Genomic DNA, 14,685 nt, shown 5'->3' with positions numbered 1-14,685 from the left:
AGAATTATGCAAACTCAAACCGTTATGGATCAACCTAAGTTTGATCTGGACCAGACAATGGAACATTTAGTCCAACTTATTCACCGCCCATCCATCACACCAAATGATGCTGGCTGTCAGCAATACTTGTCACGTGTGTTCCAAAGGCTCGGCATGCAATGCCATGCTTTTGAAGTCGAGGGGGTTTCTAACCTTGTTGCCAAGATTGGTAAAGGCAAAACACGCATAGCCTTTGCAGGACACACTGACGTGGTTCCGGCCCCATATCCTGAACAGTGGTCGGCGGATCCGTTCACATTAACGGACGTAGACGGTCTGCTGATCGGACGCGGTGTTGCAGATATGAAAGGCGGAATCGCAGCCATGTTAACTGCATTTGAACATGCCTTGCCTCATATTAATCTCGACGATTTCACCTTTTACTTCTTGATCACTTCTGATGAAGAAGGCGAAGCTGAATACGGCACTGCTGAAATCATGGAGTATTTAAAGCAACGAGATGAAGTACCACATTACTGCATCATCGGCGAACCGAGCAGTCAAAGTAAAGTGGGCGACGTGATAAAAGTCGGCCGTCGCGGCTCTGTCTCAGGCGAGGTTGTGATCCAAGGCGTACAAGGCCATGTTGCTTATCCTCAGGACGCTAATAACGCAGCGCACAAAGCGATGATGTTAGGTCGTTGGTTGAGTGAACTGTCGTGGGATGAAGGCAGCAAAGACTTCCCTGGTAGTCAGTTACAAATCACTAGCATAGACACAGGAACATGGACAGATAACATCATTCCGGGTCAATGCACGCTACGATTTAATGTACGGTACAGCCACAAACAATCCCAAGAGCAAATCATTAAGCGCATTACAGATGGCTTAATGCAACTAAAGCAATTGACTAAAAACATTGATATTAAGTGGTCTCGGCCTTGCAAACCTTACTTTACCAGCGGCAGTAGTATCGTTGATGAAGCAAGCCAAAATATCAATATTCCTACTCATATTGCGCCGCAGGATATCGATCTAATCGCAGAAGTAGAACGGGCTATTTTTAACGAACTTAAGCTATTTCCGCGCCTTTCAATGTCTGGTGGTACGTCAGATGGTCGCTTTATCGCTGCAGCGGGTTGCCAAGTGGTTGAACTCGGATTACCCAATCATTCCATCCACAAAACAGACGAACACGTTAAAAAACATGACTTGCATGAACTCACCAAAGTTTATAAGTCGGTTTTGTTACAAATATTGGCTTAATTACGTAATTGCTTTGGTCGTAAGTTGCGACCAAAGCCTTACGCTCTCTAAAACTCAGCATTAATGCTAGTTTGCGGATTTATCCTACAATGTCATTTAACTGACACATTTCTAAAATAGTATGTCGCCATATTTTCTTAGATTTGTGTTTTTAAATGAGAATTTCAACCATAGTTCGTACCAGTTCGTTCACCATCTTTACTGTTGTTTTAGCATTAACCTTAATCCTGTTCTGGGCTAAACAAAGATTGGTGCAAGCGGATGTTAACGACTCGAGCTACCGTCAAGTTTATCAAGACATTAACATTCGGCTTTATCGCACGATACAAATGTACTTAAATTCAGGTGACGCGCTCTTACTGAGCGATGCGGACTCGTTTGTAGAACAAATAAAAACTCAAATAAAAACCGAAAATTTCGATCTTGAGACGACTAAGCTATTAACCTCTGAACTTTCCAATATTCAACAGAAAATGGCTGGAAAATACCGCGCACTCGGTAAGTTAGGCGGCAATGAAAATGCACTGCTCGATAATGCAGAACGGGAATTATTTGGTGCTGCAGATAGCTTGGCCGATTACGCCAGTCTAAATTTTGACAATGACCCTAAAGTCGCAAAAAAACTACTGCACCTAGCTTCTTCGTTTTTATATGAGTCGCAGCAGTTATCCCATTATCGCTTGTTTTTTGTGGCATCCGGTGATGACGCTTTTAAATTAAATATCGACAGATCGCTCGCCAATTTAACGCAATTGAATAACGAACTGTCAAACATCGGCCTTTTAGGCGTATTTGCCGAATCAGAAGACGACGGCTTAGACTTTTTTGATGATGACGATGACAAAACTGACATCGCGGAAGAGTTTATAAGCACGCTCAGAAGCGTTGTAAATCGCTACCCAAAAGAGCTCCAAAATACGACGAAGACCATAGATAACCGCTTGTTGTCGCTAGCCGAAATTAAAACCGACATAAATAAGCTTGAGCAAATAACTGAACAAGTTGCTATCCACATAACTCAGCAAAAGAAAAACACTTATCAGTTTGTCACGGTTCTAACCACTATCATGATGTTGGCTACGACCTTGATTGTTGGTGGTAATTACCTCGTCCAACATACCTTAGTATTGAAACCGCTAAGAGCGCTACGAGATGCGTTTGATAAGTTGGTAAATACGGGTGAAATGGTGGCGATTAATAGCGATGCAAATTCTGAATTTGGTGAAATTGCCCGTTCATTTGACCAATTGCTAACGATGCAAAAGCAAGAAGCAGAACAAAAGTCTGAACAAATGGTTGTTGTTTCAGATGCGCTAAACTCACTAATCGAGCAAACCGAAGAAATTGCACAGGCAACAGACGAAACCGGAAATAAGGTTTCTGAAACGCAAGCCGTTTTAGCTAATTTGTCGCATATCAACAATCGATTAAACGAACTCGCCAAAGATGTTGAACAAAACGCCCAAGACACTTCAAAGGCAATGGTTATAGGCCGCGAGGGGGCTGACCAAATGTTAGCTGCAAGCCAATCTACGGCCCAACAAGTCAAAACCAGCTACGCTAAGTTAGAGCAACTCATCAATAGTATTGTTAGCGTGCAAGAGGTTATGGATGTGATCAAAAACATCGCTGGCCAAACTAACTTGCTGGCGCTTAACGCTGCAATTGAATCAGCCAGAGCCGGCGAACATGGTCGCGGATTCTCGGTTGTTGCCGACGAAGTAAGAAAGCTCGCAATGAAAACCCAAGAATCACTCGACAACACAAGTGATATCCTGAATGAGTTAACAGCCCATAGTGACCACCTACAACATAATTTCCAGCAAATATCGACGGCCGCAGAGCAACAAACACATATTGCTCAGTCATTAATTGAAACTACTGACGAAGTGCGCCACAAAGCGCAAACATCTTCGGATGTTGCCGAGCAAACCTTAAGTTGTGCGCAACAACAACAAAATGACTTTAATGAGTTCGAGCGGTTAATGTCTCAAGTAACAGAAACCGTTACCACAGCCAAGCAACAAGTCGTTCAGGTGCAGGGGTCGGTGACGGAACAAGCCAATAAGATAACCGCCACGTTTTTGAATAAATAAGGCAACAAGAAGCTAATGAAGTTGCCTCAAGAAACGGCTTTTAATCGTTGTTTCTTGAGCCATGCGTTATGTTCAAATTCAACCTCGTATTTTGCCCAGCGTTTAAACTCTGTTAGATGACAACGGTTTATTGGTTCAGCTTTGTTGGTCGCTGATCGATAGACCACATCTGTTTTGGTCACCCGAATGACTTCTCGAACATCCCACGCCATGCCCAGACCGGCGTTGCTATAAAAACAAGCTGGGGTAATTAAAATGTCATCTCCACCCTGGGCATGTTTCGCATGCTCCAAAGCCAGCTCACAAATGGTGATTAACTCATCGGTGCTAACATCCACAAACGAGTCGAGTTGCAGTAGCGCTGCATTAAAATCTTCGTGACTAAGATGTTGTTTATTATCTGGCACTTCCGCGTGATGAAACGTTAAATAAGCTGGGTAGCGACGCCAATGAAACAAGTTGTTAAACACGACTGCAAATAACACTAATACGCCGATGTTAATCAACACAACGTTAACAAAATCCCACAGAACAAAACCCTGGGCACTGTGAGCAGTCAACACAATATACAAGGCTGTTGCGCCACCGGGCGGGTGAAGGCACTTTGATATATACATTGAAAACACCGCTAGCCCGACCGCAAGTGCACTTGCCAGTTGTACATCAGGCACAATACTAAAAGCTAAAAAGCCACACCCTGTGGAAATAAGATGACCGCAAAATACGCTCCATGGTTGCGATAATGCGCCGTGGGGTAACGCAAAAATAAGCACTGAAGTTGCGCCCATTGCCGTTAGTAAAATAGATGAGTAATCGCTGGGCAAATAGATTTGAGATAAGACAAAGCAGAAATAGATCCCAAAAGTTGCCCCGACCCCAGAAATGAGTTTTTCAGCAAATGTGGTTTTACTGCTTTCAAAGCCTATGAGCTTTAAAAAAGTTGCGTAAACTTGAGGCGAGTTAACTCTACGATTTGATTTTTGAGACTCAGCCATTATGCCGTAACCAAAATACAAAACGGTTTAATGCCAAATATGACTTCATCAAAGGGATAACAAACATCGTTGTTTTTATCCCACCACAATTAAAACGACCTTCGTTCCAATCCTGCTTCGATATAACAAACGTTCTCAAAACATGCTCCAAATTTGCAATTGGAGGAGACTAAAAGATGCAAATGTGTTTGTATAACGAATATTAAACATCTTTAATATGAAAAATATTGATACTAATGGATATTTCACTCGCCAAGACATTTTTAGCGATCATGGGCACAGGCACTTTTATCGAGGCCGCTCAGAAACTCAATATCACTCAAACCGCTGTTACATCAAGGGTTAGGAGTTTGGAAGCGCAACTTTGTTGCACCTTATTTGTTCGCAATCGTTCCGGTGCCAAGCTTACCCGGGAAGGTGAGGTATTTGCTAAATACGCATTGGCTTTAGTGCAAACCTGGGAAAATGCCCAGGCACAATTACGACTGCCGATAAACCTGAGTGAATCTGTACACATTGGTGCCGATATAAGCTTGTGGAATCCTATTGTCGTAAACTGGCTAAACCAACTCACACACCAACACCCGTCGATAACTGCACACACTGAAGTGGCGGCGACCGAAAAATTAGTTGAACAACTGCAACTTGGGAACTTAGACGCCATAGTTGTGCATCAACCAAACTATTATTCGGGCCTGACGGTAGAACAAGTCGCCGAAGAAAAGTTAGTGCATGTACGTTCAACTGAGTCGGCATTACCCAATCTATTTATCGACTGGGGCGCCGATTTTAAAAACAAGTTTGACGCCGCCCTGCCCGTTCCTCGCCAAGCTGCACTGAGCTTTAATTTAGGGCCACTTGCATTAAAATTTATGTTAAGCCGCGGTGGCAATGGTTACTTTAGAACTCGGGTTGTTGAAACCTATTTACGTTCCGGTCAATTAGAAATGGTTCCTAACTCACCGGAGTTTTCATATCCGATTTATGTGATTTATCGGGCTGGTCAAACAACGAGCACATTAAAAAATGTTATCAGCAGCTTAAAAATCAGCCTAGACACTGATGAACCTTGGGTGATGTAAAGCCATAACCCACTGGCATTTATCAGTTTACTAAAGCTACTGCCTAAGCCGTTCTTACCTCAGTCGTTTGCAAATAGACAATGCCAGAGGAAACCTGTTTCGACTGTTTTTTGGCTTCTGATGCTAACAACGACACTTCATGGTGGGTATCCATAAGTTCAACATCCGGACTTATAACACCACAGGATAAATCTAATAGAGGAAAACGTCGTTCGTTACCTTCGCGGTCTTTTGCCATATAGCCGCGCTGGATCAAATGCTCGGGTTGAAAATAATGACTTATCCGCTGATTAAAACATTCTAAAACGTTAAGACAGTGCTCTTTACAATCGCCGGACTGAAAAATAACGACAAAATCGTCGCCTCCGACATGACCAACAAAATGCTCTCGGCAGATCTCCGACAAAATATCGGCAACCAGCTTAATGACGTTGTCTCCTGCGGCGTACCCATAAATGTCATTAAAGGGTTTGAAATAATCTAAATCAAAGTACGCCATGGAAAAAGGAATATTGTAGCTCAATAAATGGTTGATACGTTGCTGGATAACCACATTGCCAGGCAACATGGTGAGCGGGTTGGCGTGTTGCGCGTGTTTGATTTTTTCCTCCGTCATTTTTTTTAACAAAGACCTAACATTAGCCAAGCCAACATATTTGCCTTTGTTTACTACAATAAATTCAGGACGTTTATCAAACTCGTCGTTATCGGTAATGTACTTACTAATCTCATCTATTGGCGAGCCAATTTCAACCGAAAACATTACTGGATTCATCACCATGTCGATGTCTTTGCGTTCGTATAATGCGCGACCAAAATCGCTTGAAAATAACTCAGCCAATTGATCACGATATACTAAACCAATTGGTTGGTTGTACTCGTCTACGACTGCAACACAAAGTTGGTTATCGTCACTTTTAAAAGTCTTATAAACTTCGATGCATTTACGGTCAGCTTTGACAGGCATAACGGGTTTAACTAGGTTACCTATTTCAAATTGCTCAGTATCAAATCCTGCGACTTCTGTTTTCCCAACAACACATTGTATTAACTGGCTTGGGAATGTGGTCTGCGGTGAAACATTCGGTTTAGCTAATAAGAAGCCCTGCGCGTATTGCATGCCTAAGTTTTTTAACAGTATATATTCATCATGCTGTTCAATACCTTCAGCAATAATACTCACCCCTGTCGCTTTACCCATTTCAAAAATGGTTCGTAATAATTCGCGCTTAACAATGTTGTTATGGCAATCACTAATAAAGTACCTGTCAATCTTGACTATATCTGGGCGTAGCTCTGCCCACTGTTTTAATCCAGAGTGGCCAGTTCCTAAATCGTCTATCGCAATTTGCAGTCCCATGTTCCGATAATGCTGCAAACTGTCTTTTAATAAAGACGGATCAGTAGCTTCAAAACGTTCTGTAACTTCAATCACTAACTTTTCAGGTTTGATCCCAAATTGCTGAAGTAACTTTATGGTTTCACCATGGGGATGTGACTTTTGTTCAATTGTATGCGGGCTTACATTAATAAATAGTTTGCCAGCAAGTTCTAATTCAGCAAATCGTTTAAATGCGAGTCTGCGGCATAAAAGCTCTAACTCGGACAATAGTCCAAATGCATGAGCCACTTCAAACAATACATTAGGAAACTGCAGTGGATGAGAAACAGGGCCGCGCGTTAATGCTTCATAACCCATTGGTTCTTGGCCAATAACGTCAAATATCGGCTGAAAAACAATTTGCAGGTTTTGCTCATTTATCAATTCCTGCAACAGTAATTTATATTCTTTTGGATACATCATCATTACTTAACTCAGCCGTAACCTGTTTTTCATATAAATTTTATATGATGACCAGTACGGTCTGATACTTCTCTATTGACCAACGGAATGGCGCTAAGTTAAATGTATTAGATGATCAAAATGTGACAAGACGGCATTTTTATTTCGTTGTCACAATTCCACAACCTTTGTCACATAGCTTTAATATTTGTGTAGCAGAACTGACACATTACCTATCTAGAATGACGCTCATTGTTTCTATGGGGTCATATTTAATGAAAAAATTTGCAACACACTTAGTCAGCTCAGCAATTATTGCTGCATGCGTTATTACGCCTAGCCTAGCTGAGGCAGACGAACTTCAACCTGTGATTGAAAAGAGCAGTGAAATCACTGCATCTGCTTCAACGTCACAGGCTAAAATTGATAAATTAACAGAACAAACACAATCGAAATTTCAGCAGTATCAAACTGTAAATAAAGAAATCGAAGGTTTGGACGTTTACAACAATCAACTACAGAAGCAAATCAACAATCAGTTAGCTGAGATGAAAAAGCTCAACTTAGATATTGACCAAGTCTCTGTTATTGAACGCCAAATCACGCCTTTGATGATCCGCATGATTGACGGGTTAGCGCAGTTTGTAGAATTAGACGTGCCGTTTTTACCTGAAGAACGCGCAAACCGAATTTCCGGCTTAAACACTATGATGGAACGCGCAGACGTTGCTGTTTCTGAAAAATTTCGCCGCGTATTAGAAGCTTACCAAGTTGAAGTTGCCTACGGACGTTCAATCGAAGCCTATGCCGGCATCATCGATGTGAATGGTCAACAACGCGATGTTGATTTTTTACGTATCGGGCGTGTTGCTCTTATGTATCAAACTCGTGATGGTTCAGTTGCAGGACGTTGGGATAACGAAACTCAATCTTGGCAAAACCTTGGCGATGACTATCGCATGCACATTACTAAAGGACTGCGTATGGCGAAAAAACAACTCGCCCCAGACCTGTTAGTTATGCCAATCAAAGCCGCGCCATAAGCCCAGACACTGAATTTAAAGGTTAACAAAAATGATTAAGTTTATTAAACCCGCTTTAACAGCAATCATCGCAACTGGTTTTGCATGTTCAGTGTTTGCGGCCGACGAAGCCAAACCACTTAACTTAGACGAGTTATTACAACGTTTAGAGCAAGGTCAACTTGCTCAGTCACAGGAAAATAAAAGCCGTGAGCAACGTTTCCTATCTCAAAAAACAGAACAAGTTAAATTGCTTAACGAGTCAACTACACGTCGTAACAATGCGATTAAAACTTCTGAGAAGTTAGAAACACAATTCGAAAACAACGAATTTAAATTAGCTGACTTATCAGAAGCGTTAAACAAACGCATGGGTTCTTTAAAAGAACTGTTTGGCGTTTTACAACAAGTCTCTGGTGATACCGCAGGCAAATTTAAATTATCTAACGTGTCGGCTCAATATCCAGGCCGTGATGTGTTCTTCGAAGAACTAGCCCAAAGCATGGGCGGCAGCTCTAACTTAGCGTCAATTGCAGAAATCGAGCAAGTTTGGTTCGAACTACAGCGTGAAATGACAGAACAAGGCAAAGTAGCTCGTTTTACAACAGACGTTGTAGAAGCCAACGGCAACAAAGTAAATAAAGAAGTTCTGCGTATTGGTTCATTTTCACTTGTCGCCGACGGTAAATATTTAGATTTAAACCCAACAACGGGCACTGTTGCCGAGCTGATTCGTCAACCTTCTGGTCGTTTTTTAGATAACGCTCAGGAGCTTCAAACATCAACTAACGACGTTGTTCCATTTGCCCTAGACCCTACAGGTGGTTCAATTTTAGGTCTATTAGTACAAGCGCCAAACACACAAGAACGTGTTGAACAGGGCGGTACAGTTGGTTACATCATTATCGTTGTCGGTATTATCGCTTTCTTAATTGCCTTTGAACGTTTTGTCGCTCTTACCATTATCGGTCAAAAAGTGATACGTCAGCTGAAATCTAAAGAACTCAGCGACAACAACCCATTAGGCCGCGTCCTAAAAGTAAATCAACAATTCCCTAACGTAGCCTACGAGACGCTAGAACTGAAACTTTCTGAAGCCATGCTCAGAGAAATGCCAAAGATTACGCGTAACTTAACCTTGATCAAGATTGTATCGGTTGTTGCACCGCTACTTGGTCTACTTGGTACGGTTACCGGGATGATTAAGACGTTCCAAGCAATTACATTGTTTGGTGCCGGTGACCCGAAACTTATGGCAGGTGGTATTTCTACAGCCCTAATGACAACCGTTTTAGGTCTAGTTGTAGCCATTCCAACGGTAGTGTTATCGAGCATGTTAAATACACGCAGCAAAAACATTTTGTTCACTATTCAAGAACAAAGCGCAGGCATTATTGCAGAGCGTGCTGAAGAACAACTTGGCCGTCGCCAAGAAATTAAAAAAGCCAACGCTAGTCAAGTAGCGTAAGGAGACCGGCGTGTTGTTTTTCACAGAAGGTTTAGAGGCCATCAGAGAGTTTTTAGACTCCGGCGGCATCATATTAAGCGCCATTGCTGTGATGATATTTGTAATGTGGTTAATGATTTTGGAAAGATTGATTTATGGCTTCACTGGTCATAAAAAAATGAAAAAATCATTAATCAGCAACTGGCAAGCGCGTGCAGAGCGCGCTTCTTGGAATGCTGAGCAAATTCGTCAGGCATTTGTCGCAAGAGCAAAATTAAAACTCGATCAAAACTTAACGTTAATCACAACGTTTGTTGCACTTTGCCCGTTAATGGGACTACTCGGAACCGTAACGGGGATGATTGAAGTGTTTGATGTTATGGCAATCAGTGGCGGCGGTAACGTTCGCTCGATGGCCGGTGGAGTATCAAAAGCGACGATCCCAACAATGGCTGGCATGGTTGGCGCGCTTTCAGGCGTATTTGCAAATAGTTATTTACAACGAAAAGCAAAACGTGAAATCGAAATATTAGAAGACTCGTTAGAGTTGGAAATCCAACACTAACCAAGTTTAAGGAAACATCATGAGAGCGCCATTAGCGAACTTACTTGCAGAAGAAGAAAACGAAGCAATCGATTTAACCCCTATGTTAGACGTTGTTTTTATCATGCTGATCTTTTTTATCGTCACCGCATCGTTTGTTAAAGAAGCGGGTATTGACGTCAACCGCCCTGAAGCCGCAACTGCAGTTAAGAAAGAACGAGCAAATATCCTGGTCGCAATTTCAGATAAAGGCGAAATTTGGATAAACAAACGTCGTGTTGATATCCGTGCAGTACAAGCCAACATCGAGCGTTTGAAAGCTGAGAACCCTCAGGGGTCAGTTGTTATTCAAGCTGATAAAAAGTCGACGACAGATACATTAATTAAAGTTATGGATGCGTCACGTGCCGCTGGTGCGTTTGATGTTTCCATCGCAGCACAAGACCAATAGGTATTACTATGTTGCAACGCCTTATTATTGCCTTCGCCATCGCAGCCGTTATCACTTTAGGTTTGTTATTTGGCATGCAGGCCCTTATCAAATCAGGTGGTTCGGCTTTAACTGAGCCGGCCCAGGGTAATGTTCTTGATTTTGTTAGGCTCAAACAGGAAGAGTCCGTACAGAAAAAAGAACGTAAACCGAAAAAACCACCAACTCCGGAAGAGCCGCCTCCGCCAATGGAACAGCCACAAATGTCGCCGCAAACAGCAGATGCCAACCAATCTAGTTTTGATTTTGGCGCTGATATTTCTGCCGACATTTCACTCGATGGCGGCCTTGCACTAGAGTCTGGGGACGGCGAATATTTACCTATCGTAAAAGTTGCACCTGTGTACCCAAGACGTGCATTACAGCGCGGTATTGAGGGTTACGTTATTGTTGAGTTTACCGTAGACAAAACCGGTGCGGTCAGGCGTCCAATCGTAATTGAAGCACAGCCTGAAGGCTTGTTTGACCGAGCAGCAATGGACGCTGCACTTAAATTCAAATACAAACCTCGTGTCGTAAACGGTGAAGCAACTGAAGTTTCTGGGGTTCAAAACCGCATTACGTTTGAAATGAACGGTTAGTAGGAAATTGAAAATGAAAAACTGGTTATCTTATTCCATTATTGCGAGCAGCATTTTGCTCTCAACAGGCTTGACGGACATCTTGCCAAACATCCAAGTTGCAAGCGCGTTTGCTGCTGACAAAAGCACAGATAGTAGCGTTGAAAAAAAGCGCCGTAGAACCCCCGCTTTAGGCGCTCGTGTTTATAGTCAATTGGCCCGGGCGCAGGAGTTGGCTGACAAAGGCAATGTGGCTGAAGGCTTAGAAGTTCTAGACCAAGTTAAATCAAAATCATCGAGCCTTAACAGCTACGAAAAAGCCATGATGTTTAATTTTTATGGTTTTATCTATTACAACGCTGAACGCGTAGATGAAGCACTTGCGTCATTTGAACAAGTTGTGAAACAAAACCCGATCCCAGAGTCATTAGAAAAAGGCACTCTGTTCTCTTTATCACAACTTGCAATGGCTAGCGGCAAGTACGACAAGACTCTGCAATATCTTGAGCAATGGGAACAAGTTGATGGCGGTAAGATCCCAGTTAAAAACTATGTCCTAAAAGCACAGGCAACTTATCAACAAAAAGATTACAGCGCGGCAGCAGGTTATATCGACCAAGCAATTGAGTTACAAGTCGCCGATGGGTTTTTAGCAGAAGAAAGTTGGTACGTATTGCAACGTGCCGTTTATTTTGAACTGAAACAACCGGCAAAAGTAGCAGCCGTTTTAGAAAACATGGTGCGTTTATTTAACAAGCCTGAATACTGGTTACAACTCGGTGGTATGTACGGTGAAATCGGTGAAGAAGGCAAGCAACTTGCGGTATTAGAAGCGGCTTTCCAGCAAGGATATGTCACTAAACGTTCTGATTTAAGAAATTTATCGCAGGTATATTATTTAAATGGACTGCCGTTTAAAGCCGCTCAGGTTATCGAAAAAGGATTTGAACTTGGCGCGCTAAACAAAGATGACAAAACATTGAGCTTCTTAGCGCAGTCATATGTCGGTGCAAAAGAATACGACAAAGCCGTAGCGACTTATCAAACATTGGCGGATATCTCTGATACCGGCGTGGCGAGTCAGCAGATTGCTGAGATCCGGTTACAACAAGGTCGTTTTGAAGAAACCGTGGTCGCAGCAAAGGCCGCAGCTAAAAGAGGTAAATTGGACAACCCAGGTAATCTCTATTTAGCCCTTGGAATGGCAAATTTTAACTTAAAGCAATTTGACCAAGCATTGCAGGCATTTGAACAGGCTAAAGCGTATAAAAATGCAAAAAAAATGGCTCAGCAATGGCTTAAATTTGTCGAACGTGAACAAAACAATGCACGTCAATTAGCGGCAAGTTTGTAATTTTTATACTCCACAATTAGCGTTTTAAAGACGGCGGGCTGATACTTCATCAGCTCGCCGTTTTATTTCATCAAAAATTGTCACAACAAGTCGCTTTCTCAAGCTTGAAAAACCTGTACTTAGACCTCAGATCTACACATTACTTTGAGGGGTCTATGTCAATAAATTCACTAACAAAACAGTCGGACTTACAGATTAAGTCGAAATTCAAACCTGCTTGGTGGCTCAAAAATCGTCATTTGCAAACAATCGTACCGAGATTATATCCGGTCCCTTGTGATTTTAGAGTTTGGCATAATCAGTTTGACCTCTCCGATGGCGACTTTGTGGAAATATCATGGAGCCGACATACCAATGATATTGAACCAGAGCAACCCATCGTTTTGGTTCTCCACGGTTTAGAAGGCTCCATAGACAGCTTTTATGCAAAGCGCATGATGAATGCGTTGTACAATAACAAGTGGAGCTCAGTGTTAATGCACTTCCGCGGTTGCGGCAACCAAACAAATCGTAAAGCGCAAACGTACCATTCTGGCCAAACGACTGATGTCGCCGAATTTATTCAATACTTAAAACAGCGATTTCCGAACAATCCAATTTATGCTGTCGGTTTTTCACTTGGTGGTAATGTATTAGCTAAATATGTTGGTGAAAACGAAAACAGCCACCTTGAAGGTGCAGTGGTAATTTCAGCACCGCTTGACCTCGCTATCTGTGCAGACGCTATCGGACATGGTTTTGCGACCGTTTACGAGAAGTATTTAGTGGATAAACTGGTTAACAGTACCTGTAAAAAAATCGACTATTTACAAGACTCGTTTCCAATTAAATTGAAAATCGACGATGTAAAAAACATTAAAACCTTAGTTGAGTTTGATGAAAAAATAACGGCGCCACTTAATGGTTTTGAAAGTGGTCTAGATTATTATCAAAAAGCGAGTGGCAACCAGTTTCTAAAAAGCTGTCAAACGCCGACATTAATAATTCATGCTGAAGACGATCCATTTATGACCAAAGAGGTTATCCCAACAACAGATATGTTGTCTGACTACGTAACGTTAGAAGTGAGCCATCACGGTGGGCACGTTGGATTTTTAGCGGGCAACAACCCGTTCAACCCTGAATTTTGGGCAGAAACACGAACTGTCGAATTTATTCAATCACTCATAGCGACACCTAAATGATCATCCCATGGCAAAACCTCAGTGACGACGCACTCGATGGAATTATAGAATCTTTTGTACTGCGTGAAGGCACCGATTATGGCGAACAGGAAAAGTCATTTGCAGCTAAAAAACAGGATGTTTTAAACCAAATTAAATCAGAGTCTATCGTTATAGTATTTTCGGAATTACATGAATCCATTAATTTAATGCAAGCAGACACGTTTAAAGCCGAATAAACTAACATAAAAAGCTGTAAGACGAAGCTATACCAAATAGTAGATAAATCTTGATACTAAAGGCGATTAAATGAAGTTGATACCACCTACTCAAGATCATTTGGCTACACTAATGACCTGGTTTCCGACAATGGAGGCACTTACCTTATGGTCTGGTCCCAACTTTAGAATCCCGTTTACCACAGACAGTTTTGTCGAAGATTTAAAACTAGATTCAATCGCAAGCTATAGCTTAATTCAGGATAAAAAATTTATTGGTTTTGGTCAGTATTACGAGCGTTTAGGGCATATTCATTTGGCGCGACTAATTATCAATCCACAGTTCCGCGGCAGAGGCCATATCAATGCTCTCGTTAACGGCCTCATTGCCCTAGGCAAAGATAAATTAGCATTAGACAAGGCGTCGTTATTTGTCATGACAGATAACCCACCAGCGGTATCAGCGTACCAAAAACTGGGATTTGTTCATACGGTATACCCTGAATCAATGCCTATGGTGAATATTCACTACATGACTAAATCGATTAATGCCCATATAGAAAAAACCATCTAATTCATATGAACGGGCGGGTGTATGATTTAAATCAGCAACTCTGACCCCGCTGGTCCGTGCTATCGACCCTTTGATATCCCGATCAGCGACACTGAAAATCCTCTAGACAGAC

General features: G+C 42.1%; 14 protein-coding genes. 12 read left to right on the top strand and 2 right to left on the bottom strand.

Annotated elements, in window-relative coordinates; all coding sequences use genetic code 11:
- Positions 1 to 57: 57 nt before the first annotated feature.
- Together dapE and KO525_RS00830 are read left to right on the top strand one after the other, a co-directional pair.
- The gene (dapE, locus tag KO525_RS00835; protein ID WP_215961900.1) at positions 58 to 1,245 is read left to right on the top strand and encodes a succinyl-diaminopimelate desuccinylase; all 1,188 of its coding nucleotides are present in this window, start codon (positions 58 to 60) and stop codon (positions 1,243 to 1,245) included.
- A 155-nt stretch (positions 1,246 to 1,400) separates the two neighbouring features.
- Positions 1,401 to 3,341: a methyl-accepting chemotaxis protein gene (locus tag KO525_RS00830; protein ID WP_215961899.1), complete on the top strand. Its 1,941-nt coding sequence runs from the start codon at positions 1,401 to 1,403 to the stop codon at positions 3,339 to 3,341.
- A gap of 26 nt (positions 3,342 to 3,367) precedes the next feature.
- Here the strand turns inward: KO525_RS00830 and KO525_RS00825 are convergent, their stop codons facing one another.
- Positions 3,368 to 4,336 (bottom strand): HPP family protein, encoded by a 969-nt coding sequence (locus KO525_RS00825; protein ID WP_215961898.1) that lies wholly within the window; start codon positions 4,334 to 4,336, stop codon positions 3,368 to 3,370.
- A 236-nt stretch (positions 4,337 to 4,572) separates the two neighbouring features.
- Here KO525_RS00825 and KO525_RS00820 point away from each other — a divergent pair, with 236 nt between their 5' ends.
- Entirely contained in the window at positions 4,573 to 5,418 is an 846-nt protein-coding gene (locus KO525_RS00820; protein ID WP_215961897.1) for a LysR family transcriptional regulator, read from the top strand.
- A 43-nt stretch (positions 5,419 to 5,461) separates the two neighbouring features.
- On the opposite strand, the gene KO525_RS00815 is transcribed toward KO525_RS00820, so the two are convergent.
- Positions 5,462 to 7,225 carry a bifunctional diguanylate cyclase/phosphodiesterase gene (locus KO525_RS00815; protein WP_215961896.1) on the bottom strand — a complete coding sequence of 588 codons (1,764 nt, stop codon included), beginning with the start codon at positions 7,223 to 7,225 and terminating at the stop codon, positions 5,462 to 5,464.
- A gap of 251 nt (positions 7,226 to 7,476) precedes the next feature.
- Here KO525_RS00815 and KO525_RS00810 point away from each other — a divergent pair, with 251 nt between their 5' ends.
- From KO525_RS00810 to KO525_RS00770, 9 genes are all read left to right on the top strand, one after another.
- Positions 7,477 to 8,244 carry a DUF3450 domain-containing protein gene (locus KO525_RS00810; protein ID WP_215961895.1) on the top strand — a complete coding sequence of 256 codons (768 nt, stop codon included), beginning with the start codon at positions 7,477 to 7,479 and terminating at the stop codon, positions 8,242 to 8,244.
- Positions 8,245 to 8,275: 31 nt separating this feature from the next.
- On the top strand, positions 8,276 to 9,691 hold the full coding sequence (locus tag KO525_RS00805) for a MotA/TolQ/ExbB proton channel family protein (RefSeq protein ID WP_215961894.1): 1,416 nt from the start codon (positions 8,276 to 8,278) through the stop codon (positions 9,689 to 9,691).
- A 10-nt stretch (positions 9,692 to 9,701) separates the two neighbouring features.
- The gene (locus tag KO525_RS00800; protein ID WP_215961893.1) at positions 9,702 to 10,235 is read left to right on the top strand and encodes a MotA/TolQ/ExbB proton channel family protein; all 534 of its coding nucleotides are present in this window, start codon (positions 9,702 to 9,704) and stop codon (positions 10,233 to 10,235) included.
- Between the two features lie 19 nt (positions 10,236 to 10,254).
- Positions 10,255 to 10,665, top strand: a complete 411-nt coding sequence (locus tag KO525_RS00795) for a biopolymer transporter ExbD (protein WP_215961892.1) — start codon at positions 10,255 to 10,257, stop codon at positions 10,663 to 10,665.
- A gap of 8 nt (positions 10,666 to 10,673) precedes the next feature.
- A complete protein-coding gene (locus KO525_RS00790) occupies positions 10,674 to 11,285 on the top strand; it encodes an energy transducer TonB (RefSeq protein WP_371744359.1) in 612 nt (203 codons plus the stop codon).
- A gap of 13 nt (positions 11,286 to 11,298) precedes the next feature.
- A complete protein-coding gene (locus KO525_RS00785) occupies positions 11,299 to 12,618 on the top strand; it encodes a hypothetical protein (RefSeq protein WP_215961891.1) in 1,320 nt (439 codons plus the stop codon).
- A gap of 155 nt (positions 12,619 to 12,773) precedes the next feature.
- On the top strand, positions 12,774 to 13,802 hold the full coding sequence (locus KO525_RS00780) for a hydrolase (RefSeq protein ID WP_252736859.1): 1,029 nt from the start codon (positions 12,774 to 12,776) through the stop codon (positions 13,800 to 13,802).
- Positions 13,799 to 14,020, top strand: a complete 222-nt coding sequence (locus tag KO525_RS00775) for a YheU family protein (RefSeq protein WP_215961890.1) — start codon at positions 13,799 to 13,801, stop codon at positions 14,018 to 14,020. The genes KO525_RS00780 and KO525_RS00775 overlap by 4 nt, the downstream gene beginning before the upstream one ends.
- Positions 14,021 to 14,090: 70 nt before the next feature.
- Positions 14,091 to 14,573 (top strand): GNAT family N-acetyltransferase, encoded by a 483-nt coding sequence (locus KO525_RS00770; RefSeq protein ID WP_215961889.1) that lies wholly within the window; start codon positions 14,091 to 14,093, stop codon positions 14,571 to 14,573.
- Positions 14,574 to 14,685 lie beyond the last annotated feature (112 nt).

The organism is Psychrosphaera sp. B3R10 (assembly GCF_018861025.1).
Taxonomy (GTDB): Bacteria; Pseudomonadota; Gammaproteobacteria; order Enterobacterales; family Alteromonadaceae; genus Psychrosphaera; species Psychrosphaera algicola.
Note: the sequence above shows the minus strand (reverse complement) of the source record. Positions and strands in the feature narration are given on the sequence as shown.

Coding starts and splice junctions, on each gene's coding strand:
- KO525_RS00820 (WP_215961897.1), top strand. CDS start 4,573: ATGGATATTTCACTCGCCAAGACATTTTTAGCGATCATGGGCACAGGC.
- dapE (WP_215961900.1), top strand. CDS start 58: ATGGAACATTTAGTCCAACTTATTCACCGCCCATCCATCACACCAAAT.
- KO525_RS00790 (WP_371744359.1), top strand. CDS start 10,674: ATGTTGCAACGCCTTATTATTGCCTTCGCCATCGCAGCCGTTATCACT.
- KO525_RS00815 (WP_215961896.1), bottom strand. CDS start 7,225: ATGATGATGTATCCAAAAGAATATAAATTACTGTTGCAGGAATTGATA.
- KO525_RS00785 (WP_215961891.1), top strand. CDS start 11,299: ATGAAAAACTGGTTATCTTATTCCATTATTGCGAGCAGCATTTTGCTC.
- KO525_RS00770 (WP_215961889.1), top strand. CDS start 14,091: ATGAAGTTGATACCACCTACTCAAGATCATTTGGCTACACTAATGACC.
- KO525_RS00825 (WP_215961898.1), bottom strand. CDS start 4,336: ATGGCTGAGTCTCAAAAATCAAATCGTAGAGTTAACTCGCCTCAAGTT.
- KO525_RS00810 (WP_215961895.1), top strand. CDS start 7,477: ATGAAAAAATTTGCAACACACTTAGTCAGCTCAGCAATTATTGCTGCA.
- KO525_RS00795 (WP_215961892.1), top strand. CDS start 10,255: ATGAGAGCGCCATTAGCGAACTTACTTGCAGAAGAAGAAAACGAAGCA.
- KO525_RS00775 (WP_215961890.1), top strand. CDS start 13,799: ATGATCATCCCATGGCAAAACCTCAGTGACGACGCACTCGATGGAATT.
- KO525_RS00805 (WP_215961894.1), top strand. CDS start 8,276: ATGATTAAGTTTATTAAACCCGCTTTAACAGCAATCATCGCAACTGGT.
- KO525_RS00780 (WP_252736859.1), top strand. CDS start 12,774: ATGTCAATAAATTCACTAACAAAACAGTCGGACTTACAGATTAAGTCG.
- KO525_RS00830 (WP_215961899.1), top strand. CDS start 1,401: ATGAGAATTTCAACCATAGTTCGTACCAGTTCGTTCACCATCTTTACT.